At 69.6% G+C, this 17417-nt stretch carries 15 protein-coding genes and 2 riboswitches; of the genes, 11 read left to right on the top strand and 4 right to left on the bottom strand.

Going from position 1 to position 17417, the window contains the following annotated elements:
• Window positions 1-16: 16 nt before the first annotated feature.
• The 3 genes from glyA to gcvT all read right to left on the bottom strand — a co-directional run bounded on the left by glyA (window position 17) and on the right by gcvT (window position 2922).
• Window positions 17-1279, bottom strand: a complete 1263-nt coding sequence (glyA, locus tag SSP29_RS01695) for a serine hydroxymethyltransferase (protein ID WP_089098644.1) — start codon at window positions 1277-1279, stop codon at window positions 17-19.
• A gap of 39 nt (window positions 1280-1318) precedes the next feature.
• Window positions 1319-1696: a glycine cleavage system protein GcvH gene (gene gcvH / locus SSP29_RS01690; protein WP_089098643.1), complete on the bottom strand. Its 378-nt coding sequence runs from the start codon at window positions 1694-1696 to the stop codon at window positions 1319-1321.
• Between the two features lie 98 nt (window positions 1697-1794).
• Window positions 1795-2922 (bottom strand): glycine cleavage system aminomethyltransferase GcvT, encoded by a 1128-nt coding sequence (gene gcvT, locus SSP29_RS01685; protein WP_089098642.1) that lies wholly within the window; start codon window positions 2920-2922, stop codon window positions 1795-1797.
• Window positions 2923-2970: 48 nt separating this feature from the next.
• A riboswitch (glycine riboswitch) is annotated at window positions 2971-3080 on the bottom strand.
• Window positions 3081-3179: riboswitch (glycine riboswitch) on the bottom strand.
• A gap of 201 nt (window positions 3180-3380) precedes the next feature.
• On the opposite strand from gcvT, the gene SSP29_RS01680 reads away from it, so the two are divergent.
• The 10 genes from SSP29_RS01680 (at window position 3381) to SSP29_RS01635 (ending at window position 15245) form a co-directional block, all read left to right on the top strand.
• Entirely contained in the window at window positions 3381-4085 is a 705-nt protein-coding gene (locus tag SSP29_RS01680; RefSeq protein WP_089098641.1) for an AAA family ATPase, read from the top strand.
• A 42-nt stretch (window positions 4086-4127) separates the two neighbouring features.
• Window positions 4128-4919 (top strand): enhanced serine sensitivity protein SseB, encoded by a 792-nt coding sequence (locus tag SSP29_RS01675; RefSeq protein ID WP_089098640.1) that lies wholly within the window; start codon window positions 4128-4130, stop codon window positions 4917-4919.
• 184 nt (window positions 4920-5103) lie between these two features.
• A complete protein-coding gene (locus SSP29_RS01670; RefSeq protein WP_089098639.1) occupies window positions 5104-5901 on the top strand; it encodes an enhanced serine sensitivity protein SseB C-terminal domain-containing protein in 798 nt (265 codons plus the stop codon).
• A gap of 437 nt (window positions 5902-6338) precedes the next feature.
• Complete coding sequence (locus SSP29_RS01665; RefSeq protein WP_089098638.1) at window positions 6339-7325, top strand: ABC transporter permease; 987 nt, start codon at window positions 6339-6341, stop codon at window positions 7323-7325.
• Window positions 7326-7384: 59 nt separating this feature from the next.
• Complete coding sequence (locus tag SSP29_RS01660; protein WP_245882995.1) at window positions 7385-9139, top strand: ABC transporter substrate-binding protein; 1755 nt, start codon at window positions 7385-7387, stop codon at window positions 9137-9139.
• A 72-nt stretch (window positions 9140-9211) separates the two neighbouring features.
• On the top strand, window positions 9212-10219 hold the full coding sequence (locus SSP29_RS01655) for an ABC transporter permease (protein ID WP_089098636.1): 1008 nt from the start codon (window positions 9212-9214) through the stop codon (window positions 10217-10219).
• Window positions 10216-11307 (top strand): ABC transporter ATP-binding protein, encoded by a 1092-nt coding sequence (locus SSP29_RS01650; RefSeq protein WP_089098635.1) that lies wholly within the window; start codon window positions 10216-10218, stop codon window positions 11305-11307. Before SSP29_RS01655 ends, SSP29_RS01650 begins: the two co-directional genes overlap by 4 nt.
• Window positions 11304-13046, top strand: coding sequence for an ABC transporter ATP-binding protein (locus tag SSP29_RS01645; protein WP_089098634.1), 1743 nt, complete (start codon window positions 11304-11306; stop codon window positions 13044-13046). The genes SSP29_RS01650 and SSP29_RS01645 overlap by 4 nt, the downstream gene beginning before the upstream one ends.
• Before the next feature lie 100 nt (window positions 13047-13146).
• Complete coding sequence (locus SSP29_RS01640; protein ID WP_089098633.1) at window positions 13147-14538, top strand: M1 family metallopeptidase; 1392 nt, start codon at window positions 13147-13149, stop codon at window positions 14536-14538.
• 47 nt (window positions 14539-14585) lie between these two features.
• Window positions 14586-15245 (top strand): trimeric intracellular cation channel family protein, encoded by a 660-nt coding sequence (locus SSP29_RS01635; protein ID WP_089098632.1) that lies wholly within the window; start codon window positions 14586-14588, stop codon window positions 15243-15245.
• On the opposite strand, the gene SSP29_RS01630 is transcribed toward SSP29_RS01635, so the two are convergent.
• Window positions 15154-16383: an alpha/beta hydrolase gene (locus tag SSP29_RS01630; protein ID WP_089098631.1), complete on the bottom strand. Its 1230-nt coding sequence runs from the start codon at window positions 16381-16383 to the stop codon at window positions 15154-15156. The genes SSP29_RS01635 and SSP29_RS01630 overlap by 92 nt on opposite strands.
• A gap of 165 nt (window positions 16384-16548) precedes the next feature.
• Between SSP29_RS01630 and SSP29_RS01625 the strand changes: the two genes are divergently transcribed.
• Window positions 16549-17400, top strand: coding sequence for a thioesterase family protein (locus SSP29_RS01625; RefSeq protein ID WP_089098630.1), 852 nt, complete (start codon window positions 16549-16551; stop codon window positions 17398-17400).
• The last annotated feature ends 17 nt before the right edge of the window (window positions 17401-17417 follow it).

Below are 17417 nucleotides of genomic sequence, written 5' to 3'. Positions count from 1 at the left end.
TGCCCCCACCAGGGAACTACTTGTTCAGACCGGGGTAAAGCGGGTGCTTGTCGGTCAGGGCCCCGACCCGGGCCTTCAGGGCCGCCGCGTCGTAGGACGGCTTCAGGGTCTCCGCGATCACGTCCGCGACCTCGGCGAAGTCCTCGGCCGTGAAGCCGCGGGTGGCCAGCGCCGGGGTGCCGATCCGCAGACCCGAGGTGACCATCGGCGGCCGCGGGTCGTTGGGGACGGCGTTGCGGTTGACCGTGATGCCGACCTCGTGGAGGCGGTCCTCGGCCTGCTGCCCGTCCAGCTCGGACGCGCGCAGGTCGACGAGGATCAGGTGGACGTCCGTACCGCCGGAGAGGACGTTCACGCCGGCCTCCCGGGCGTCGGCGGCGGTGAGCCGCTCCGCCAGGATCCGCGCGCCCTCCACCGTACGACGCTGGCGCTCCTTGAAGTCCTCCGAGGCGGCGACCTTGAAGGAGACCGCCTTCGCCGCGATCACGTGCTCCAGGGGACCGCCCTGGAAGCCCGGGAAGACGGACGAGTTCAGCTTCTTCGCGAAGTCCTTGCGGGCCAGGATGATGCCGCCGCGCGGGCCGCCGAGCGTCTTGTGGGTGGTGGAGGTGACCACGTCCGCGTAGGGGACCGGGTTCGGGTGCAGCCCCGCCGCGACCAGACCGGCGAAGTGGGCCATGTCGACCCACAGGTACGCCTCGACCTCGTCGGCGATCCGGCGGAACTCCGCGAAGTCCAGCTGGCGCGGGTACGCCGACCAGCCCGCGATGATCACCTTCGGCCGGTGCTCCTTGGCGAGCCGCTCCACCTCGGCCATGTCGACAAGGCCGGAGTCGTCCACGTGGTAGGCCACGACATTGAACTGCTTGCCGGAGAAGTTCAGCCGCATGCCGTGGGTCAGGTGGCCGCCGTGGGCGAGGTCCAGACCCAGGATGGTGTCGCCGGGCTGGGCCAGCGCGAACAGGGCCGCCTGGTTGGCGGAGGCACCGGAGTGCGGCTGCACGTTGGCGTACTCGGCGCCGAACAGCTCCTTCACCCGGTCGATGGCGATCTGCTCGGTGACGTCGACGTGCTCGCAGCCGCCGTAGTAGCGGCGGCCCGGGTAGCCCTCGGCGTACTTGTTGGTGAGGACCGAGCCCTGTGCCTCCATGACCGCGAGCGGAGCGAAGTTCTCCGAGGCGATCATCTCCAGGGTGGACTGCTGGCGCGCCAGCTCGGCGTCGACCGCGGCGGCTACCTCCGGGTCGAGCTCGTGCAGGGGCGTGTTCAGAACGGACATCTGTTTCTACGACTCCTAGGCCGGGGTCTGCGGCGGCTCTCAGCCGGCGGTGAAGGCGGTGTACTCGTCGGCGGAGAGCAGGTCGCCCGGCTCGTCCGTGACGCGAACCTTGAACAGCCAGCCGCCCTCGAAGGGGGCCGAGTTCACCAGGGACGGGTCCTCGACGACGTCCTCGTTGACCGCGGTGATCTCACCGGTGACCGGCGCGTACAGGTCGGACACCGACTTGGTCGACTCCAGCTCGCCGCAGGACTCGCCCGCGGTCACCGTGTCGCCGACCGCCGGGAGCTGGACGAAGACGACGTCACCGAGCGCGTTGGCCGCGTGCTCCGTGATACCGACCGTCGCCACGCCGTCCTCGGCGGCCGTCAGCCACTCGTGCTCCTTGCTGTAACGCAGCTGCTGGGGGTTGCTCATGGCTTGAATTCTCCTGTACGCGAGGAAGTGCTGGTGAAGGGGGGAAGGCTGGAGACGTGCGTGACCTGCGGGGATGTGCGCAGGGTCACGCCCAGTGGCTACTTCTGGCGCTTGTAGAACGGCAGCGACACGACCTCGTGCGGCTCGTGACTGCCCCGGATGTCCACGCCGACGCCCGCCGTGCCCGGCGCCGAGTGCGCCGCGTCGACGTACGCCATGGCGATCGGCCTGCCCAGGGTGGGGGAGGGGGCGCCCGAGGTGACCTCGCCGATCACCTCGCCGCCGGCGACCACCGGGTATCCGGCCCGGGGCACCCGGCGGCCGTCGGCGACCAGGCCGACGAGGACGCGCGGCGGGTTCTGCTCCGCACGGGCGGCGGCCTCGGCCAGCGCGGCGCGCCCCACGAAGTCGCCCTCCTTCTCGAACTTCACCACCCGGCCGAGCCCGGCGTCGAAGGGGGTGAGCTCGGTGGTCAGCTCATGCCCGTAGAGCGGCATGCCCGCCTCCAGGCGGAGGGTGTCCCGGCAGGACAGCCCGCAGGGCACCAGGCCCGCCGACGAACCCGCCTCGGTCAGCGCCTGCCACAGCTCCACCGCGTGCTCCGGCTTCACGAACAGCTCGAAGCCGTCCTCGCCGGTGTAGCCGGTGCGCGCGATCAGCGCCGGGACGCCGGCGACGGTGCCGGGCAGCCCGGCGTAGTACTTCAGACCGTCCAGGTCCGCGTCGGTGAGCGACTTGAGGATCCCGGGCGACTCGGGGCCCTGTACGGCGATCAGCGCGTACGCGTCACGGTCGTCGCGGACCTCGGCGTCGAACCCGGCGGAACGCTCCACGAGCGCGTCGAGGACGACCTGGGCGTTGGAGGCGTTGGCGACGACCAGGTACTCGGTCTCCGCCAGCCGGTAGACGATCAGGTCGTCCAGGATGCCGCCGTCGGCCCGGCAGATCATGGTGTAGCGGGCGCGGCCCACGCCGACGGAGGCGATGTTCCCCACCAGGGCGTGGTTCAGCAGGTCGGCCGCGCACGGGCCGGTCACGGTGATCTCGCCCATGTGGGAGAGGTCGAAGAGCCCGGCCCTGGTCCGTACCGCGACGTGCTCGTCGCGCTCGGAGCCGTAGCGCAGGGGCATGTCCCAGCCGGCGAAGTCGGTCATGGTCGCGCCGAGCGAGCGGTGCAGGGCATCGAGCGCGGTGCGGCGGGGTGCGGCGGAATCGGTACTGCTCATCGGTCGGTCGTCTCCCAGAGGTCCCGAGGGCATGACAGGCGAGGGCTGTCCTCCCCATCTGTCATCGGAACCTGAGAGGTTCGCCCTGACCACGGACGTGGTCACGGCTTGCACCTTGGGTGGAGCCACTGACACAGCGGCCCGCTTTTCAGATGTGCCTCGCCCGCGCGGTAACGGGGGCCTGAGAGATTCAAGGGAGGGACTTGCTCCTTCGGCGCCCCAGCGAAGACGACTGGGGACTCTCCCGCGCGGATTCAAGCGGCCGGTATGCAGTTGGCGCGGACATCATTGCACGCCGCCCGGCCGCATGGCAGGCCGGACTTGTCCCTCCCGCCGCCCTCTCTCTTTGTAGCCGGGCTGTTGCCGGACGTGCACGGAATCGCGAGACACCGTGCATTACCTTCTCTTTACATTAAGCGGGGAGAAACTTTCCTGAACCCCCAGGGAGGACGGTCACGGTGACAAGGACCACGGCATACGCGACGACGACGGGCATCGCCCTGCCCCAGCAGCCGACGGCCCCGGCCCGCGAGCGGTGCGGTAAGCGACCCGCACCGGTCGTCCGCGACCTGCGCGACCGCGCCGGGCACAGCCCGCACGGCCTGCTCTTCGGCCCCCGCGACCTGGTGGTGGTCACCGGGCTGCCCGGCAGCGGCAAGTCCACCCTGATGCACCGCACCGTCCAGGGCATCCGCATCGACTCCCAGGACACCCGCGACCGCTGGGACGCCCGCCTGACCCGCCTCCTGCCCTACGCCGTCTACCGCCCGCTGGTCCGCCTCGCCCACTACGCCGGGCTGCGCCGGGCCCTCGGCACCGGCGAGGGCGTCGTCGTGCACGACTGCGGCACCCAGGCCTGGGTGCGCGACTGGCTGGCCCGGGAGGCCCGCCGCCGCGGCGGCACCCTGCACCTGCTCCTCCTGGACGTCACCGCCGGCACGGCACTGGACGGCCAGCGCGAGCGCGGCCGCGGCGTCTCCCGGTACGCCTTCCTGCGCCACCGCCGGGCGGCCGGCCGGCTGCTGCGCGCGGCGGAGAAGGGGAAACTGCCCGAGGGTGTCGGCTCGGCGGTGCTCCTCGACCGGGACGCGGCGGACGTACTGCGCCGGATCGCCTTCGCGGACGCCGAATCCACGGGTGGCTTTGTCGGTGCCACCCGCTAGCCTTTCCAGCCTCAGCAGTGGTTCCCAGCAGGCGGTAGGCAGATGGACTTCCCGGCGGACATTCCCGCGGACTTCCCGGCACAGGCGCACCCCCACCCGCACGGCGGGTGGCCCGGCAACGAACTGGAGGAGGTCCTGTCGGCCTCCCTAGGCGTGCCCGCGGCGGCGGGCCGGCTCATCGAGGTACTGGGCCGGAGTTTCCTCTGGATCCCGCTGCCGGAGGGCGGCGGCCCGCGCAGCGGCCCGCTGGACCTGCCCACCACGCAGATCGAGGGCCAGGTGTACGTGCCGGTCTTCAGCTCCGAGGAGCAGTTCCGTCTGGTGGCCGGCTCCCATCTGTCGTACACGATCGCCCCCGCCGTCGAGTTCGCCCGCGGCCTGCCCCCGCAGGTCGGCATCGCCGTGAACCCCGGGGGAGTGGTCGGTGTCCCGCTGCCGCCGGAGGCGGTCGCCCAGCTCTGCCGGGCCGGCCGCACCGAACTGGACGGCCCCGCCTCGGGCGGCCGGGTCCGCCTCTTCGAACCGGACTGGCAGGAAGACCCGATGGACTTCCTGGCCGCGGCGTCGGCGGAGTTCGCGGCGATCGGCGTGGTCGCCACGGCCCGCCGCTGCCTGGCCGCGGTCGAGACGGCGGACCCGGTGATGTTCGTGGGGGTCGAACTCTCCCAGTGGGAGGGCGACTTGCGCGCCGCGCCCCTGGAGGCGCTGGGCAAGGCCCTGGGCCAGGCCCCGGTGAAGTGGCCGGTGAACCTGGTCCTCCTGGACGTGGCGGACGACCCGGTGGGCCACTGGATGCGCGAGAACGTCCGCCCCTTCTATCAGTACGGCCACTGAAGCCCCCTTCCTGCGCAGCCGCCCCAGGGGCAGCCGGCCCAGGGGCGCGGGGAACTGCGCGACCAGCCACCAACGACCCGCACCCGCCGACGGACAATCGGCGCCACCCCCCTTGGCGCTTAAGCTGTCTCCAAACGCGGGGCGACCTCCATACGCGGGGCACCAGATGAAGGGGCGGTAACACGTGAGCGCCAGCGGCACCGCGGCGACCGGACAGGTCGAGCACATGCTGCGCCAGGTAACCCCCGGGCGCTACGACGCCTACGAGGCACTCCTCCGCGCCCTCGCCACGCCCTCCTCCGGCCAGATCTGGATGCTGCTCTGGCACGGCCAGGCCGGCTCCCCCGACGCCCAGTACGGGAACATGGAGGTCGACGGCCACGGCTACGCCCCCTGCGTGACCTCGGCCCAGGAACTCTCCGCGAGCGGCTGGAACCGCTCGTACGAAGTGGTCGACGGCATCGACGTGGCCCGCACCCTCTACCCCGACCACTTCGGCCTCTGGCTCAACCCGCACGCCCCGGGCGGCGGCGTCGGCATCCCCTGGCTGGACCTGCGCCGCATCGCCACCGGCCTGGACCGCCAGCCGGCCGGCCCGCTGCGGCTCGCCGAACCGTCCATCGAGATCCCGCAGTTCTACGCGCTGCTCGCGCAGAACGCCCACCGCACCCCCGCGGTCCGCTCGCTGCGCCGCGCCTGGGTGCAGCCGGCCCTCGGGGCGCCGTATCTCGCGATCGGCCTGGACGTGTACGACACCTCGCCGCCGGCCGTGGACTCGGTGCGGGCGATGATGCAGCAGTCGATCGGGGCGGTGCCGGACGGGCTGCCGGTGTCGACGGTGGCGATGACCGACGAGTACGACCCGGTCGTGATGTGGATGCGGGCGACGGCACGGCCGTTCTACGACCGCGAGGCGCACGCCCAGGCACCCGTCCAGGCCCCGGCGGCCGGCTACGGCTATCCGGGCCCCGGGGCCTACTGAGTGTGCTCTGTCACCCACGTCGGCCCCGTCGGCCGCGCCGTTCCGGAGCGGCGCGGCGGTGGGTGATGGACGGTTGACTCTCCGGGTCTGATCTTCGCGCGTAGATAAGGGTGAACTGCCGTGGTTCGCAGCCTTTGAGGGGTTCTGTTCCGTCCGCCCTCTGTGGCCAGCCGTCCGGATACCGGAAACCCTCATCGTCATCACGGTTGCGCATACTTTCTCCATCAGGCCTGGCGCGTGATCACCGGGGCATTGAAGACTCGCCTCTCAGACGCGAAGTCGGCGATCCTGCGAGCCGGTACGCAGTACCAGTCGAAGGGTCTTGTGGGCGGTCGGGCCGTAACCATTGGCGGCCACCGCACAACATGCAAGCGAACCAAGCCGCCCACCGCGGCGGACAAAAGCCGGTCACCGCCGGTGAGAGGGGTCAGGTCACTGTGACCGCACCGATCGAGACCACCGAGGCACAGCCGGAGGCTGTGCTGGAGGGTGCCGGTAAGGGGCAGATCGAGGGTCGTTCCCTCGGCCAGATCGCCTGGTCCCGGTTCAAGAGGGACAGGGTCGCCGTCGCGGGCGGCATCGTTGTCGTCCTGCTGATCGTCGTCGCGATCCTCGCCCGTCCCATCCAGGCCCTGTTCGGTCTCGACCCCAACGCCTTCCACCAGGACCTGATCGACGCCAACACCTCGCTGCCCAACGGCGGCTGGGGCGGCATGAGCCTGAGCCACCCGCTGGGCGTGGACCCGAAGTTCGGCCGCGACATCGCCACCCGCATCCTCGAAGGCTCCTGGGTGTCGCTGGTGGTGGCCTTCGGCTCGACCATCCTGTCCAACGTGATCGGCGCGATCATGGGTGTCGTCGCCGGTTACTACGGCGGCCGCGTGGACTCGGTCATCAGCCGGCTGATGGACACCTTCCTCGCCTTCCCCCTCCTGCTGTTCGCGATCGCCATCTCCGCCACCCTGCAGGGCGGCGCGTTCGGTCTGAACGGACTGCCGCTGCACCTGAGCGTGCTCATCTTCGTCATCGGCTTCTTCAACTGGCCCTACCTGGGCCGGATCGTGCGCGGCCAGACGCTCGCCCTCCGGGAGCGCGAGTTCGTCGACGCCTCCCGCGGCATGGGTGCCAAGGGCCCGTACATCCTGTTCCGCGAGCTGATGCCCAACCTGGTCGGCCCGATCATCGTCTACTCGACGCTGCTGATCCCGACCAACATCCTCTTCGAGGCGTCCCTCAGCTTCCTCGGCGTCGGCATCCAGCCCCCGCAGGCGTCCTGGGGCGGCATGCTCCGCGAAGCGGTGACGTACTACCAGGTCGATCCCGAGTACATGATCGTGCCCGGCCTTGCAATCTTCGTGACCGTGCTGGCGTTCAACCTGCTCGGTGACGGTCTCCGCGACGCTCTCGACCCACGCAGCCGCTGACGCCTGCTGTCACCCGAGAGCCCGAAAAGTTTCCGACAATGGAGGGGATCCCGCCCATCATGCGAAGGTCAGCGCTGGCCGCGATCGCGGCCATCGGCTCCGCCACCCTGCTGGTTGCAGGGTGCAGCAAGGCCGATGACAACAAGGACGGCAACAGCGGCGGCAGCTCCGCCGCGGCCAACGCCGCTACCAAGGGTGTCGTCAACGCGTCCGACAAGAAGGGCGGGACGGTCACCTACGAGCTGTCCGACGTCCCGGACTCGTTCGACCCCGGTAACACGTACTACGCGTACATGTACAACTTCAGCCGGCTCTACGCCCGCCCGCTGATGACGTTCGAGCCGGGCCCCGGTTCCAAGGGCAACACCCTGGTCCCGGACCTCGCCGCGAGCAAGGGCGTCCCGAGCGACGGCGGCAAGACCTGGACGTACAAGCTGCGCTCGGGCCTGAAGTACCAGGACGGCACGGCGATCACGTCCAAGGACGTCAAGTACGCCGTCGAGCGCTCCAACTTCGCGCGTGACGTGCTCTCCCTCGGCCCGAACTACTTCCAGCAGTTCCTGGTCGGCGGCGACAAGTACAAGGGTCCCTACAAGGACAAGAGCGCCAAGGGCCTCTCGTCCATCGAGACCCCGGACGACACCACGATCGTCTTCCACCTGAAGCAGGCCTTCCAGGAGTTCGACTACCTGGTCTCGGCCCCGCAGACGGCCCCGGTCCCGCAGGCCAAGGACACCGGCGTCGACTACGTCAAGAACATCGTGTCCTCGGGCTCGTACCAGTTCCAGAGCTACCAGGACGGCAAGCAGGCCGTGCTGGTCCGCAACAAGAACTGGGACGCGAAGACCGACCCGCTGCGCAAGCAGCTGCCGGACAAGATCGTCGTCAACCTGAAGGTGAACGCCGAGACGATCGACAAGGACGTCCTGGCCGGCGACGCGATCGACCTCGGCGGCACGGGTGTCCAGGCCGCCACGCAGGCCCAGGTGCTCACCGACTCCGCCAAGAAGGCCAACACGGACAACACCTACGGTGGCCGTCTGGTCTACATGGCGATCAACACCAAGCTGAAGCCGTTCGACAACGTCGCCTGCCGCAAGGCCGTCGAGTACGCGATCGACAAGGTCTCGGTGCAGACCGCCGAGGGCGGCCCGATCCGCGGTGACGTCGCCACCACGGTGCTGCCGCCGGACATCCCGGGCTACACCAAGGCGGACGTCTACGCCTCCACCGGCAACAAGGGTGACGCGGCCAAGGCCAAGGCGCAGCTGAAGGCCTGCGGCAAGACGTCGATCAACACCAACATCACGGCCCGCTCGGACCGTCCGCAGGAGATCGACGCCGCCACGGCGATCATCAACTCGCTGAAGGCCGTCGGCATCAACGCCACCCTCAAGCAGTACCCGTCGGGCAAGTACTTCACCGACTACGCGGGTGTCCCGAACTTCGCCAACAAGCAGAACGTCGGCCTGATGATGATGCAGTGGGGTGCCGACTGGCCCTCCGGCTACGGCTTCCTGCAGCAGATCCTGAACGGCCAGGCGATCAGCCAGTCCGGTAACACCAACCTGTCGCAGTACGACAACAAGTCGGTCAACACCCTGCTGGCCAAGGCGATCGGTACGCAGGACGACACCGAGCGCAACAGCATCTACACGCAGATCGACAAGCAGACCATGGACGACGCTGCCCTCGTGCCGTTGACCTACTTCAAGGTCCTGCTGGCCCGCCCGACCACCTTCACCAACCTGGTCTCCACGGCGGCCTTCAGCGGCCAGTACGACTACCTCAACATCGGCGTCGCGTCGAAGTAGCAGCCCCGGAAGGCAGGTGAAGGCATTGGTGCCCGCGGGCCGGAAGGCCCGCGGGCACCAGCGCCGATCCCCGTGATCTCGTACATCCTCCGTCGGACGCTCGCAGCGGTGATCCTGCTGCTGGTCGTCTCCGCGGTCACCTTCGCGATCTTCTTCGTGCTCCCACGTCTGGCCGGGCAGACCGCCGACCAGCTGGCGCAGCAGTACATCGGCAAGAGCCCGTCGAAGGCGGACATCGTCGCGGTCAAGCACAACCTCGGTCTGGACCAGCCCGTCTACGTCCAGTACTGGCACTTCATCAAGGGGATCGTCTCCGGCGCCACCTATGATCTGGGCCCCACCACGGTGCACTGCGACGCACCGTGTTTCGGCTACTCCTTCAAGACCCACCAGGCCGTCTGGCCGCAGCTCACCTCCCGGATGCCGGTGACCCTGTCGCTGGCCCTCGGTGCCGCGGTCCTGTGGCTGGTCTCGGGTGTCGCGATCGGCGTGGTCTCCGCGCTGAAGCCGCGCTCCTTCTTCGACCGCACCTTCATGGGTGTGGCCCTCGCCGGTGTCTCGCTGCCCATGTTCTTCACGGGCAACCTGGCGATCCTGCTCTTCACCTACCAGTGGCCGATCTTCGGCCGCACCTACGTCCCGTTGACAGAGAACCCGGCGCAGTGGGCCAACACCCTCATCCCCGCCTGGTGCTCGCTCGCTCTCCTCTATTCGGCCATCTACGCGCGGCTCACCCGCTCGGGCATGCTGGAGACGATGAACGAGGACTACATCCGCACGGCCCGCGCCAAGGGCCTGCGCGAGCGCAAGGTCGTCGTCCGGCACGGACTGCGCGCCGCGCTCACCCCGATCATCACCGTCTTCGGCATGGACCTTGGTCTGCTGCTCGGCGGCGCGGTGATCACCGAGACCGTGTTCTCGCTGCACGGCATCGGCCAGTACGCGGTGCAGGCCATCGACGACAACGACCTGCCCCCGATCCTCGGCGTGACCCTGCTGGCCGCCTTCTTCGTCGTGATCGCAAATCTCCTGGTGGACCTGCTCTACGCGGCCGCCGACCCGCGGGTGAGGCTCTCGTGACCGAACTCTCCAAGACCGGCGCCGCCGTGGGCGAGCCCACGCCGGCCAGCCCGTCCGACGCCTTCCTCGAAGTCCGCGACCTCAAGGTGCACTTCCCGACGGACGACGGCATCGTCAAGTCCGTCGACGGCCTCAGCTTCTCGCTGGAGAAGGGCAAGACCCTCTCCATCGTCGGCGAGTCCGGCTCCGGCAAGTCCGTCACCTCGCTGGCCATCATGGGCCTGCACCGGCTGGGCGCCCGCGGCAAGAACGTGCAGATGTCCGGCGAGATCTGGCTCGGCGGCAAGGAGCTGGTGAGCGCGTCCCCGGACGAGGTGCGCCGGCTGCGCGGCCGCGAGATGGCGATGATCTTCCAGGACCCGCTGTCCGCGATGCACCCGTACTACAAGGTCGGCGACCAGATCGTCGAGGCGTACCGGGTCCACCACAACGTCAGCAAGAAGGTCGCCCGCACCCGTGCCATCGAGATGCTCGACCGGGTCGGCATCCCCGAGCCCGCCAAGCGTGTCGACGGCTACCCGCACGAGTTCTCCGGCGGTATGCGCCAGCGTGCCATGATCGCCATGGCCCTGGTCAACAACCCCGAGCTGCTCATCGCGGACGAGCCGACCACCGCCCTCGACGTCACCGTCCAGGCGCAGATCCTCGACCTGATCCGCGACCTCCAGAAGGAGTTCGGCTCCGCGGTCATCCTCATCACCCACGACCTGGGTGTGGTGGCCGAGATCGCCGACGACGTCCTGGTGATGTACGGCGGCCGGTGCGTGGAGCGCGGCCCGGTCGACGAGATCTTCGAGAAGCCGCAGCACCCCTACACCTGGGGTCTGCTGGGTTCGATGCCGCGCATCGACCGGGAGACCTCCGACCGGCTCATTCCGGTCAAGGGCCAGCCGCCGAGCCTCATCAACGTCCCCTCGGGCTGCGCGTTCCATCCGCGCTGCCCGTACGCGGACCTTCCCAAGGGGAACGTCACCCGCACGGTCCGTCCCGAGCTGCAGCAGGTCGACGGCGGCCACTGGTCCGCCTGCCACCTCTCGCCCGAGGACCGTACGCGGATCTGGACCGAAGAGATTGCGCCGAAGCTGTGAGCGACACGAACAAGACCGGTGACACCGTCATCCCGCAGCAGGCGGCACCGTCCGGCGATCGTGAAGTGCTGCTGAAGGTCGAGGGCCTGGAGAAGCACTTCCCGATCAAGAAGGGCATCCTGCAGCGGCAGGTCGGCGCGGTGAAGGCCGTCGACGGCATCGACTTCGAGGTGCGCAAGGGCGAGACCCTGGGCGTGGTCGGCGAGTCGGGCTGCGGCAAGTCGACCATGGGCCGGGTCATCACCCGCCTCCAGGACCCGACCGGCGGCAAGGTCACCTTCGAGGGGCAGGACATCACGCACCTGTCCACCGCGAAGATGCGTCCGCTGCGCCGCGACATCCAGATGATCTTCCAGGACCCGTACGGCTCCCTGAACCCCCGGCACACCATCGGCTCCATCGTCTCCGCGCCGTTCCGGCTGCAGGGCGTCGAGCCCGAGGGCGGGGTCAAGAAGGAGGTCCAGCGCCTCCTGGAGCTGGTGGGCCTGAGCCCCGAGCACTACAACCGCTACCCGCACGAGTTCTCCGGCGGTCAGCGCCAGCGCATCGGCATCGCCCGTGCGCTCGCCCTGAAGCCGAAGCTGGTGGTGGCCGACGAGCCCGTCTCCGCCCTGGACGTCTCGATCCAGGCGCAGGTCGTCAACCTCATGGACGACCTCCAGGAGGAGCTGGGCCTGACCTACGTCATCATCGCCCACGACCTCTCCGTCGTCCGGCACGTCTCGGACCGGGTCGCGGTGATGTACCTGGGCAAGATCGTCGAACTCGCCGACAGCACCAAGCTGTACGAGTCGCCGATGCACCCGTACACCAAGGCGCTGATGTCGGCGGTGCCGGTCCCGGACCCGAAGCGCCGCGGGCAGAAGAGCGAGCGCATCCTGCTCCGTGGTGACGTGCCGTCGCCGATCGCGCCGCCGTCCGGCTGCCGCTTCCACACGCGGTGCTGGAAGGCGACGGAGATCTGCCGGACGACGGAGCCGCCGCTCCTCGAACTCCGCCCGGGGCAGCGGGTGGCCTGCCACCACCCGGAGAACTTCGCCGACCAGGCCCCGCAGGACACGGTCCTGCTGACCGCGGCGAAGGAGGCCTCGGAGCTGGTGGGCGAGGCGGTCCTGGAGGAGTCGGCCGAGCCGGCGAAGCCGGCGGCCGAAGCCGCGGAAGCGGAGCCGGAGCCCGCGGCTGAGCCCGAGGCTGAGGCCGCGGAGCCTGAGGCGTCGGCTGAGCCCGAGGCTGAGGCCGCGGAGCCTGAGGCGTCGGCTGAGCCCGAGGCTGAGGCCGCGGAGCCTGAGGCGTCGGCTGAGCCTGAGGCTGAGGCCGCGGAGCCTGAGGCGTCGGCTGAGCCTGAGGCTGAGGCCGCGGAGCCTGAGGCGTCGGCTGAGCCTGAGGCTGAGGCCGCGGAGCCTGAGGCGTCGGCTGAGCCTGAGGCTGAGGCCGCGGAGCCGGAGGCGCCGGCTGAGCCCGAGGCTGAGGCCGCGGAGCCCGAGGCGCCGGCTGAGCCTGAGGCTGAGGCCGCGGAGCCTGAGGCGCCGGCTGAGCCTGAGGCTGAGGCCGCGGAGCCCGAGGCGCCGGCCGAGTCGGAGTCGGAGCCGGACCCGGACCCGGAGCCGGAGTCGGACGCCCCGGCGGAGGAGCCGGAGGCCCCGGCGGAGGAGCCGGAGGCCGCTGCCGAATCCCTGGCGGAGCCGTCGGCCGACTCCACAGGCGAGGCACAGAAGTCACAGGAGCCAACCGGCAAGTAGCCCATGACACGACTTTGCAAAGTCATGTACATGCCTTAACGGGAGAGCGCAGAGTCGACCGTGTCCGTCCACTGACCGGCACGCTCGAAAGGGACGACTCATGCGCCTCTCCCGTTCGGCACGTCTGGCGGCCGTCGCAACCGCGGCGGCCGCCTCCTTCGTCATAGCCGCCGCCCCCGCCCCCACCCCGGGCGCCGACGGCATCGGCGACCCCTACTTCCCGCAGCTCGGCAACGGCGGCTTCGACGCCCGCCACTACGACCTCGACGTGGCCTACGCCCCGGACACCGGCCGCCTGGACGGCCGTACCACCCTCACCGCCCGCGCCACCCAGAACCTCTCCGCCTTCGACCTCGACCTGCAGAAGCTGGAGGTCACGAAGGTCGAAGTGAACGGCAGACGCGCCCAGTTCACCCGCACCGGCGACGAGATCACCGTCACCCCGCGGGACACGCTGGCCAAGGGCCGTGACTTCACCGTCTCCGTCACCTACGGCGGGATACCCGAGCCCCTCAACGGCCCCATCGTCTTCGGCTCCGACTACGGCTGGATGAAGACCACCGACGGCGTCTTCGTCGCCTGCGAGCCCAACGCCGCCTCCACCTGGTTCCCGTCCAGCGACCACCCCTCCGACAAGGCCAGCTACGACATCCGGATCAAGGCGCCCGAGGGCCTGACCGGGGTCTCCAACGGCCGGCTGGTCTCGACGTACGACAAGGGCGGCTCGACGTACACGCACTGGCGCGAGTCGAAGCCGATGGCGACCTACCTCGCCACCGCCACCATCGGGAAGTTCGACGTGCAGACCGGGAAGACCCCCTCCGGCATCCCGATCTACGTCGCCATCGACCCGGTCCTCGCGAACAGCAACAACGTCGACGTGTACGCCGTCACCGCCGCCGCCACCGACTACTGGTCGCAGGTCTTCGGGCCGTACCCCTTCGAGGAGACCGGGGCCATCGTCGACGACATGCCGGAGGCCGGGTTCTCGCTGGAGGTGCAGAGCAAGCCGGCCTACTCGGCGGTGCGCAACGAGTCGACGATCGTGCACGAGCTGGCCCACCAGTGGTTCGGCGACTCGGTGAGCGTGGCGCAGTGGAAGGACATCTGGCTCAACGAGGGCTTCGCCACCTACGCCCAGTGGCTGTGGGCGGAGCACCAGGGCACCAAGTCCGCCCACGACTCGTTCCTCACCGCCTACAACGCCCGGGCCGCCGACAACCCCTTCTGGCAGATCACCGTCGCCGACCCGCAGCGCGACACCATGTTCGCCTCGGCCGTCTACCAGCGCGGCGCGATGACCCTGCAGATGCTGCGTGAACGCATCGGCGACACGGCGTTCTTCAAGCTGCTCCCGGCCTGGACGAAGCTGCACCGCTACGGCAACGCCGACACCGCCGACTTCATCCGCCTCGCCGAGAAGACCAGCGGGCAGCAACTGGACGACCTGTTCCAGACCTGGCTGTTCACCACAGGAAAACCCACCCTGTAGGCCTGGGTTTGTAAGGTTCATGTGCCCTGACAGGACACAATGTCAGGGTGCAGCTCCAGCAACTCTTCTCTCCCTCCGTCCAGCACACGCTCGACGTCATCGGCATCTTCGTGTTCGCCATCTCCGGCGCGCTGCTGGCCGTCCGCAAGAACTTCGACGTCTTCGGCATCGGAGTGATGGCCGAGGTCACCGCGCTGGGCGGGGGGATCTTCCGGGACGTGATCATCGGGGCGGTACCCCCGGCCGCCTTCACGGACCTGGGGTACTTCATCACCCCGCTGATCGCCGCCCTGGTGGTGTTCTTCCTGCACCCGCACGTCGAGCGGATCCAGTCGGCGGTGCTGGTCTTCGACGCGGCCGGCCTCGGCCTGTTCGCCGTCAGCGGCACGACGAAGGCGTACTCCTACGGCCTCAACCTCACCGCCTCCGCCGCCCTGGGCCTGGCCACCGCGGTCGGCGGCGGTGTGCTCCGGGACGTGCTCGCCAACGAGGTTCCCTCGCTGCTGCGCTGGGACCGCGACCTGTACGCGGTCCCGGCGATCGTCGGGGCGACGACGGTGGTGCTGTGCATCCGCTACGACGCGCTGAACCCGTTCACCAGCGGGCTCGCGGTCGTCACCGCTTTCGTACTGCGCCTGCTCGCGATGCGCTACCACTGGCGAGCGCCGCGTGCGTGGAACCGGCGCTCGACGGTTCGAGAGGAGTAGTCCCGGCCCGGACGTGGCTCTGGCCCATGTTGACCGTGAGCCACTCGAAGACCGTCGGCACCTGGGGCCGCCACAGCGCCATGTTGTGGCCGCCCGCGCTGCGCGGCAGGTACACCACGTGCACGGTGGTCGGAGCCTTGGCGATCTGTTCGAGCGCGACTCCGGCCTGGTAGCCGTCACCGGACTCGCCGGAGATGTAGAGGGCGATCCGGGGCGGGGCGGCCGCCTTGCGCAGCAGCAGGTAGGGGTTGTTCTGCTCGCGCAGGGCCACGCTCTGCGCCGCGAGCGAGTTGCGTTCGCCGATCGGGTCGTTGTAGCCGGACAGGCTGATGGCGGCCCGGTAGCGGTCCGGATGGGCGACCGCCAGCTTGACCGCGCAGTGCGCGCCCGCCGAGTAGCCGGCCACGGCCCAGTTCGCGGGGGCGGCCGCGGCGCGGAAGTTGTCGGTCACCATCTTCGGCACGTCGATGCTGAGCCAGCTGTCCGCGTTGACCGTGCCCGGGATGTTGGCGCAGCCGGTGTCCACGCCGGCCAGCAGGTTGGTGCGCGGCGCGACCAGGATGAAGGGCGCGACCTTGCCGCTCCTCATCAGCGGCTCCAGCTGCTCGGTCACCTTCAGCGAACCGAACCAGGCCTTGGCCGAGCCGGGGTAGCCGGGCAGCAGCTCCACGACCGGGAAGCGGTGGTTGCGGTACTTCGCTTCGTGGTACTGGGGCGGCAGCCAGACGTAGACCTCGGCGTTGACGCCCGAGACCCGGCCCTTGAGCTGGGTGACCTCGACCCCGCCGGCCGCGCGCATACCCGGTCCGTCGGCCGCCGTGAAGGTCTGCTTCACCTTGGGCAGCCGTTTCAGCGCTATGCCGCCGGTACCGTCCTGGCCGAGGTTGGCGGCCTGCTGGACGTGGTTGCCGGTACCGAGGAGGTCGGCCCAGTTGTCGTACAGGTTGTTCTCGTTGTTGACCAGCACGAAGATCAGCGTCACCGCCGTGGCCTGCGCGAACAGCAGCATCAGGACCCGGGCAGCGGCCAGCACGGCCTTGGGCCCCCGCATCCTCGACCACAGGACGAGCGGCAGTATGAGGGCGACCACGGACAGGACGATGGTCGTGTAGAGGAACGGAGTCCCGGTGAGGCTCATGTCCCCATAGAGGGGAATCAAGGGTCCCGGGTTACGGACGTGTCCGGACACTTACCTAGAAATTGCCGGAACCTCACTCGACGGAGGGATCCCTTACCGGTCGGACCGCTGGTGTGTGGATCACAAAAGCTACCGCTTAGTAATCAACTCTTGTACTGTTCAGGCATGCCTGAAGCAGCATCCACGCGGGCCGTGATCGGTGACAGCGAGTTCGACCGCGACACCGCGGTCACCCGGCGCGCTCCCGGCGTCTACGACATCGACCTCTCGGCCGGCTGGACCATCATCAACGCCGTGAACGGCGGCTATCTCCTTGCCGTGCTCGGCCGGGCGCTCGCGGACACGCTGCCGCACCCGGACCCGTTCACCGTCTCCGCGCACTACCTGACCGCGTCCCAGCCGGGCCCCGCCGTGATCCGCACGGACACCGTCCGTACCGGCCGCACCCTCTCCACCGGCCAGGCCTCGCTCTTCCAGTACGACGACGAAGGCCACGAGGTCGAACGCATCCGCGTCCTCGCCTCCTACGGCGACCTCAGCGCCCTCCCCGACGACGTTCGTACGACGGCGACCCCGCCCGCGTTCCCGCCGATGGAGCACTGCTTCGGCCCCGAGGACGGTCCCGCCCCGGTCGACGGCAGCTCCGCCATCACCGAGCGCCTGATGCTCAAGCTGGACCCCGCCACCCTCGGCTGGGCCCTCGGCGCCCCCTCCGGCAAGGGTGAGATGCGCTCCTGGTTCGGCCTCGCGGACGGCCGTGACGCCGACCCGCTCTCCCTCCTGCTGGCGGTGGACGCGCTGCCGCCCACCGCGTTCGAGATCGGCCTCAAGGGCTGGGTTCCCACGGTCGAGCTGACCGTCCACGTCCGCCACCGCCCCGCCCCGGGCCCGCTGCGCGTCTCCATCACCACCCGCAACCTGGCCGGCGGCTTCCTGGAGGAGGACGCCGAGGTCTGGGACACCGCGGACCGCCTGGTCGCCCAGTCCCGCCAGCTGGCCCGGGTCCGGCTCGGCTGAACCCGGCCCGCGCGTCC

It is taken from the genome of Streptomyces hyaluromycini (genome assembly GCF_002217755.1).
Taxonomy (GTDB): domain Bacteria; phylum Actinomycetota; class Actinomycetes; order Streptomycetales; family Streptomycetaceae; genus Streptomyces; species Streptomyces hyaluromycini.
Note: the sequence above shows the minus strand (reverse complement) of the source record. Positions and strands in the feature narration are given on the sequence as shown.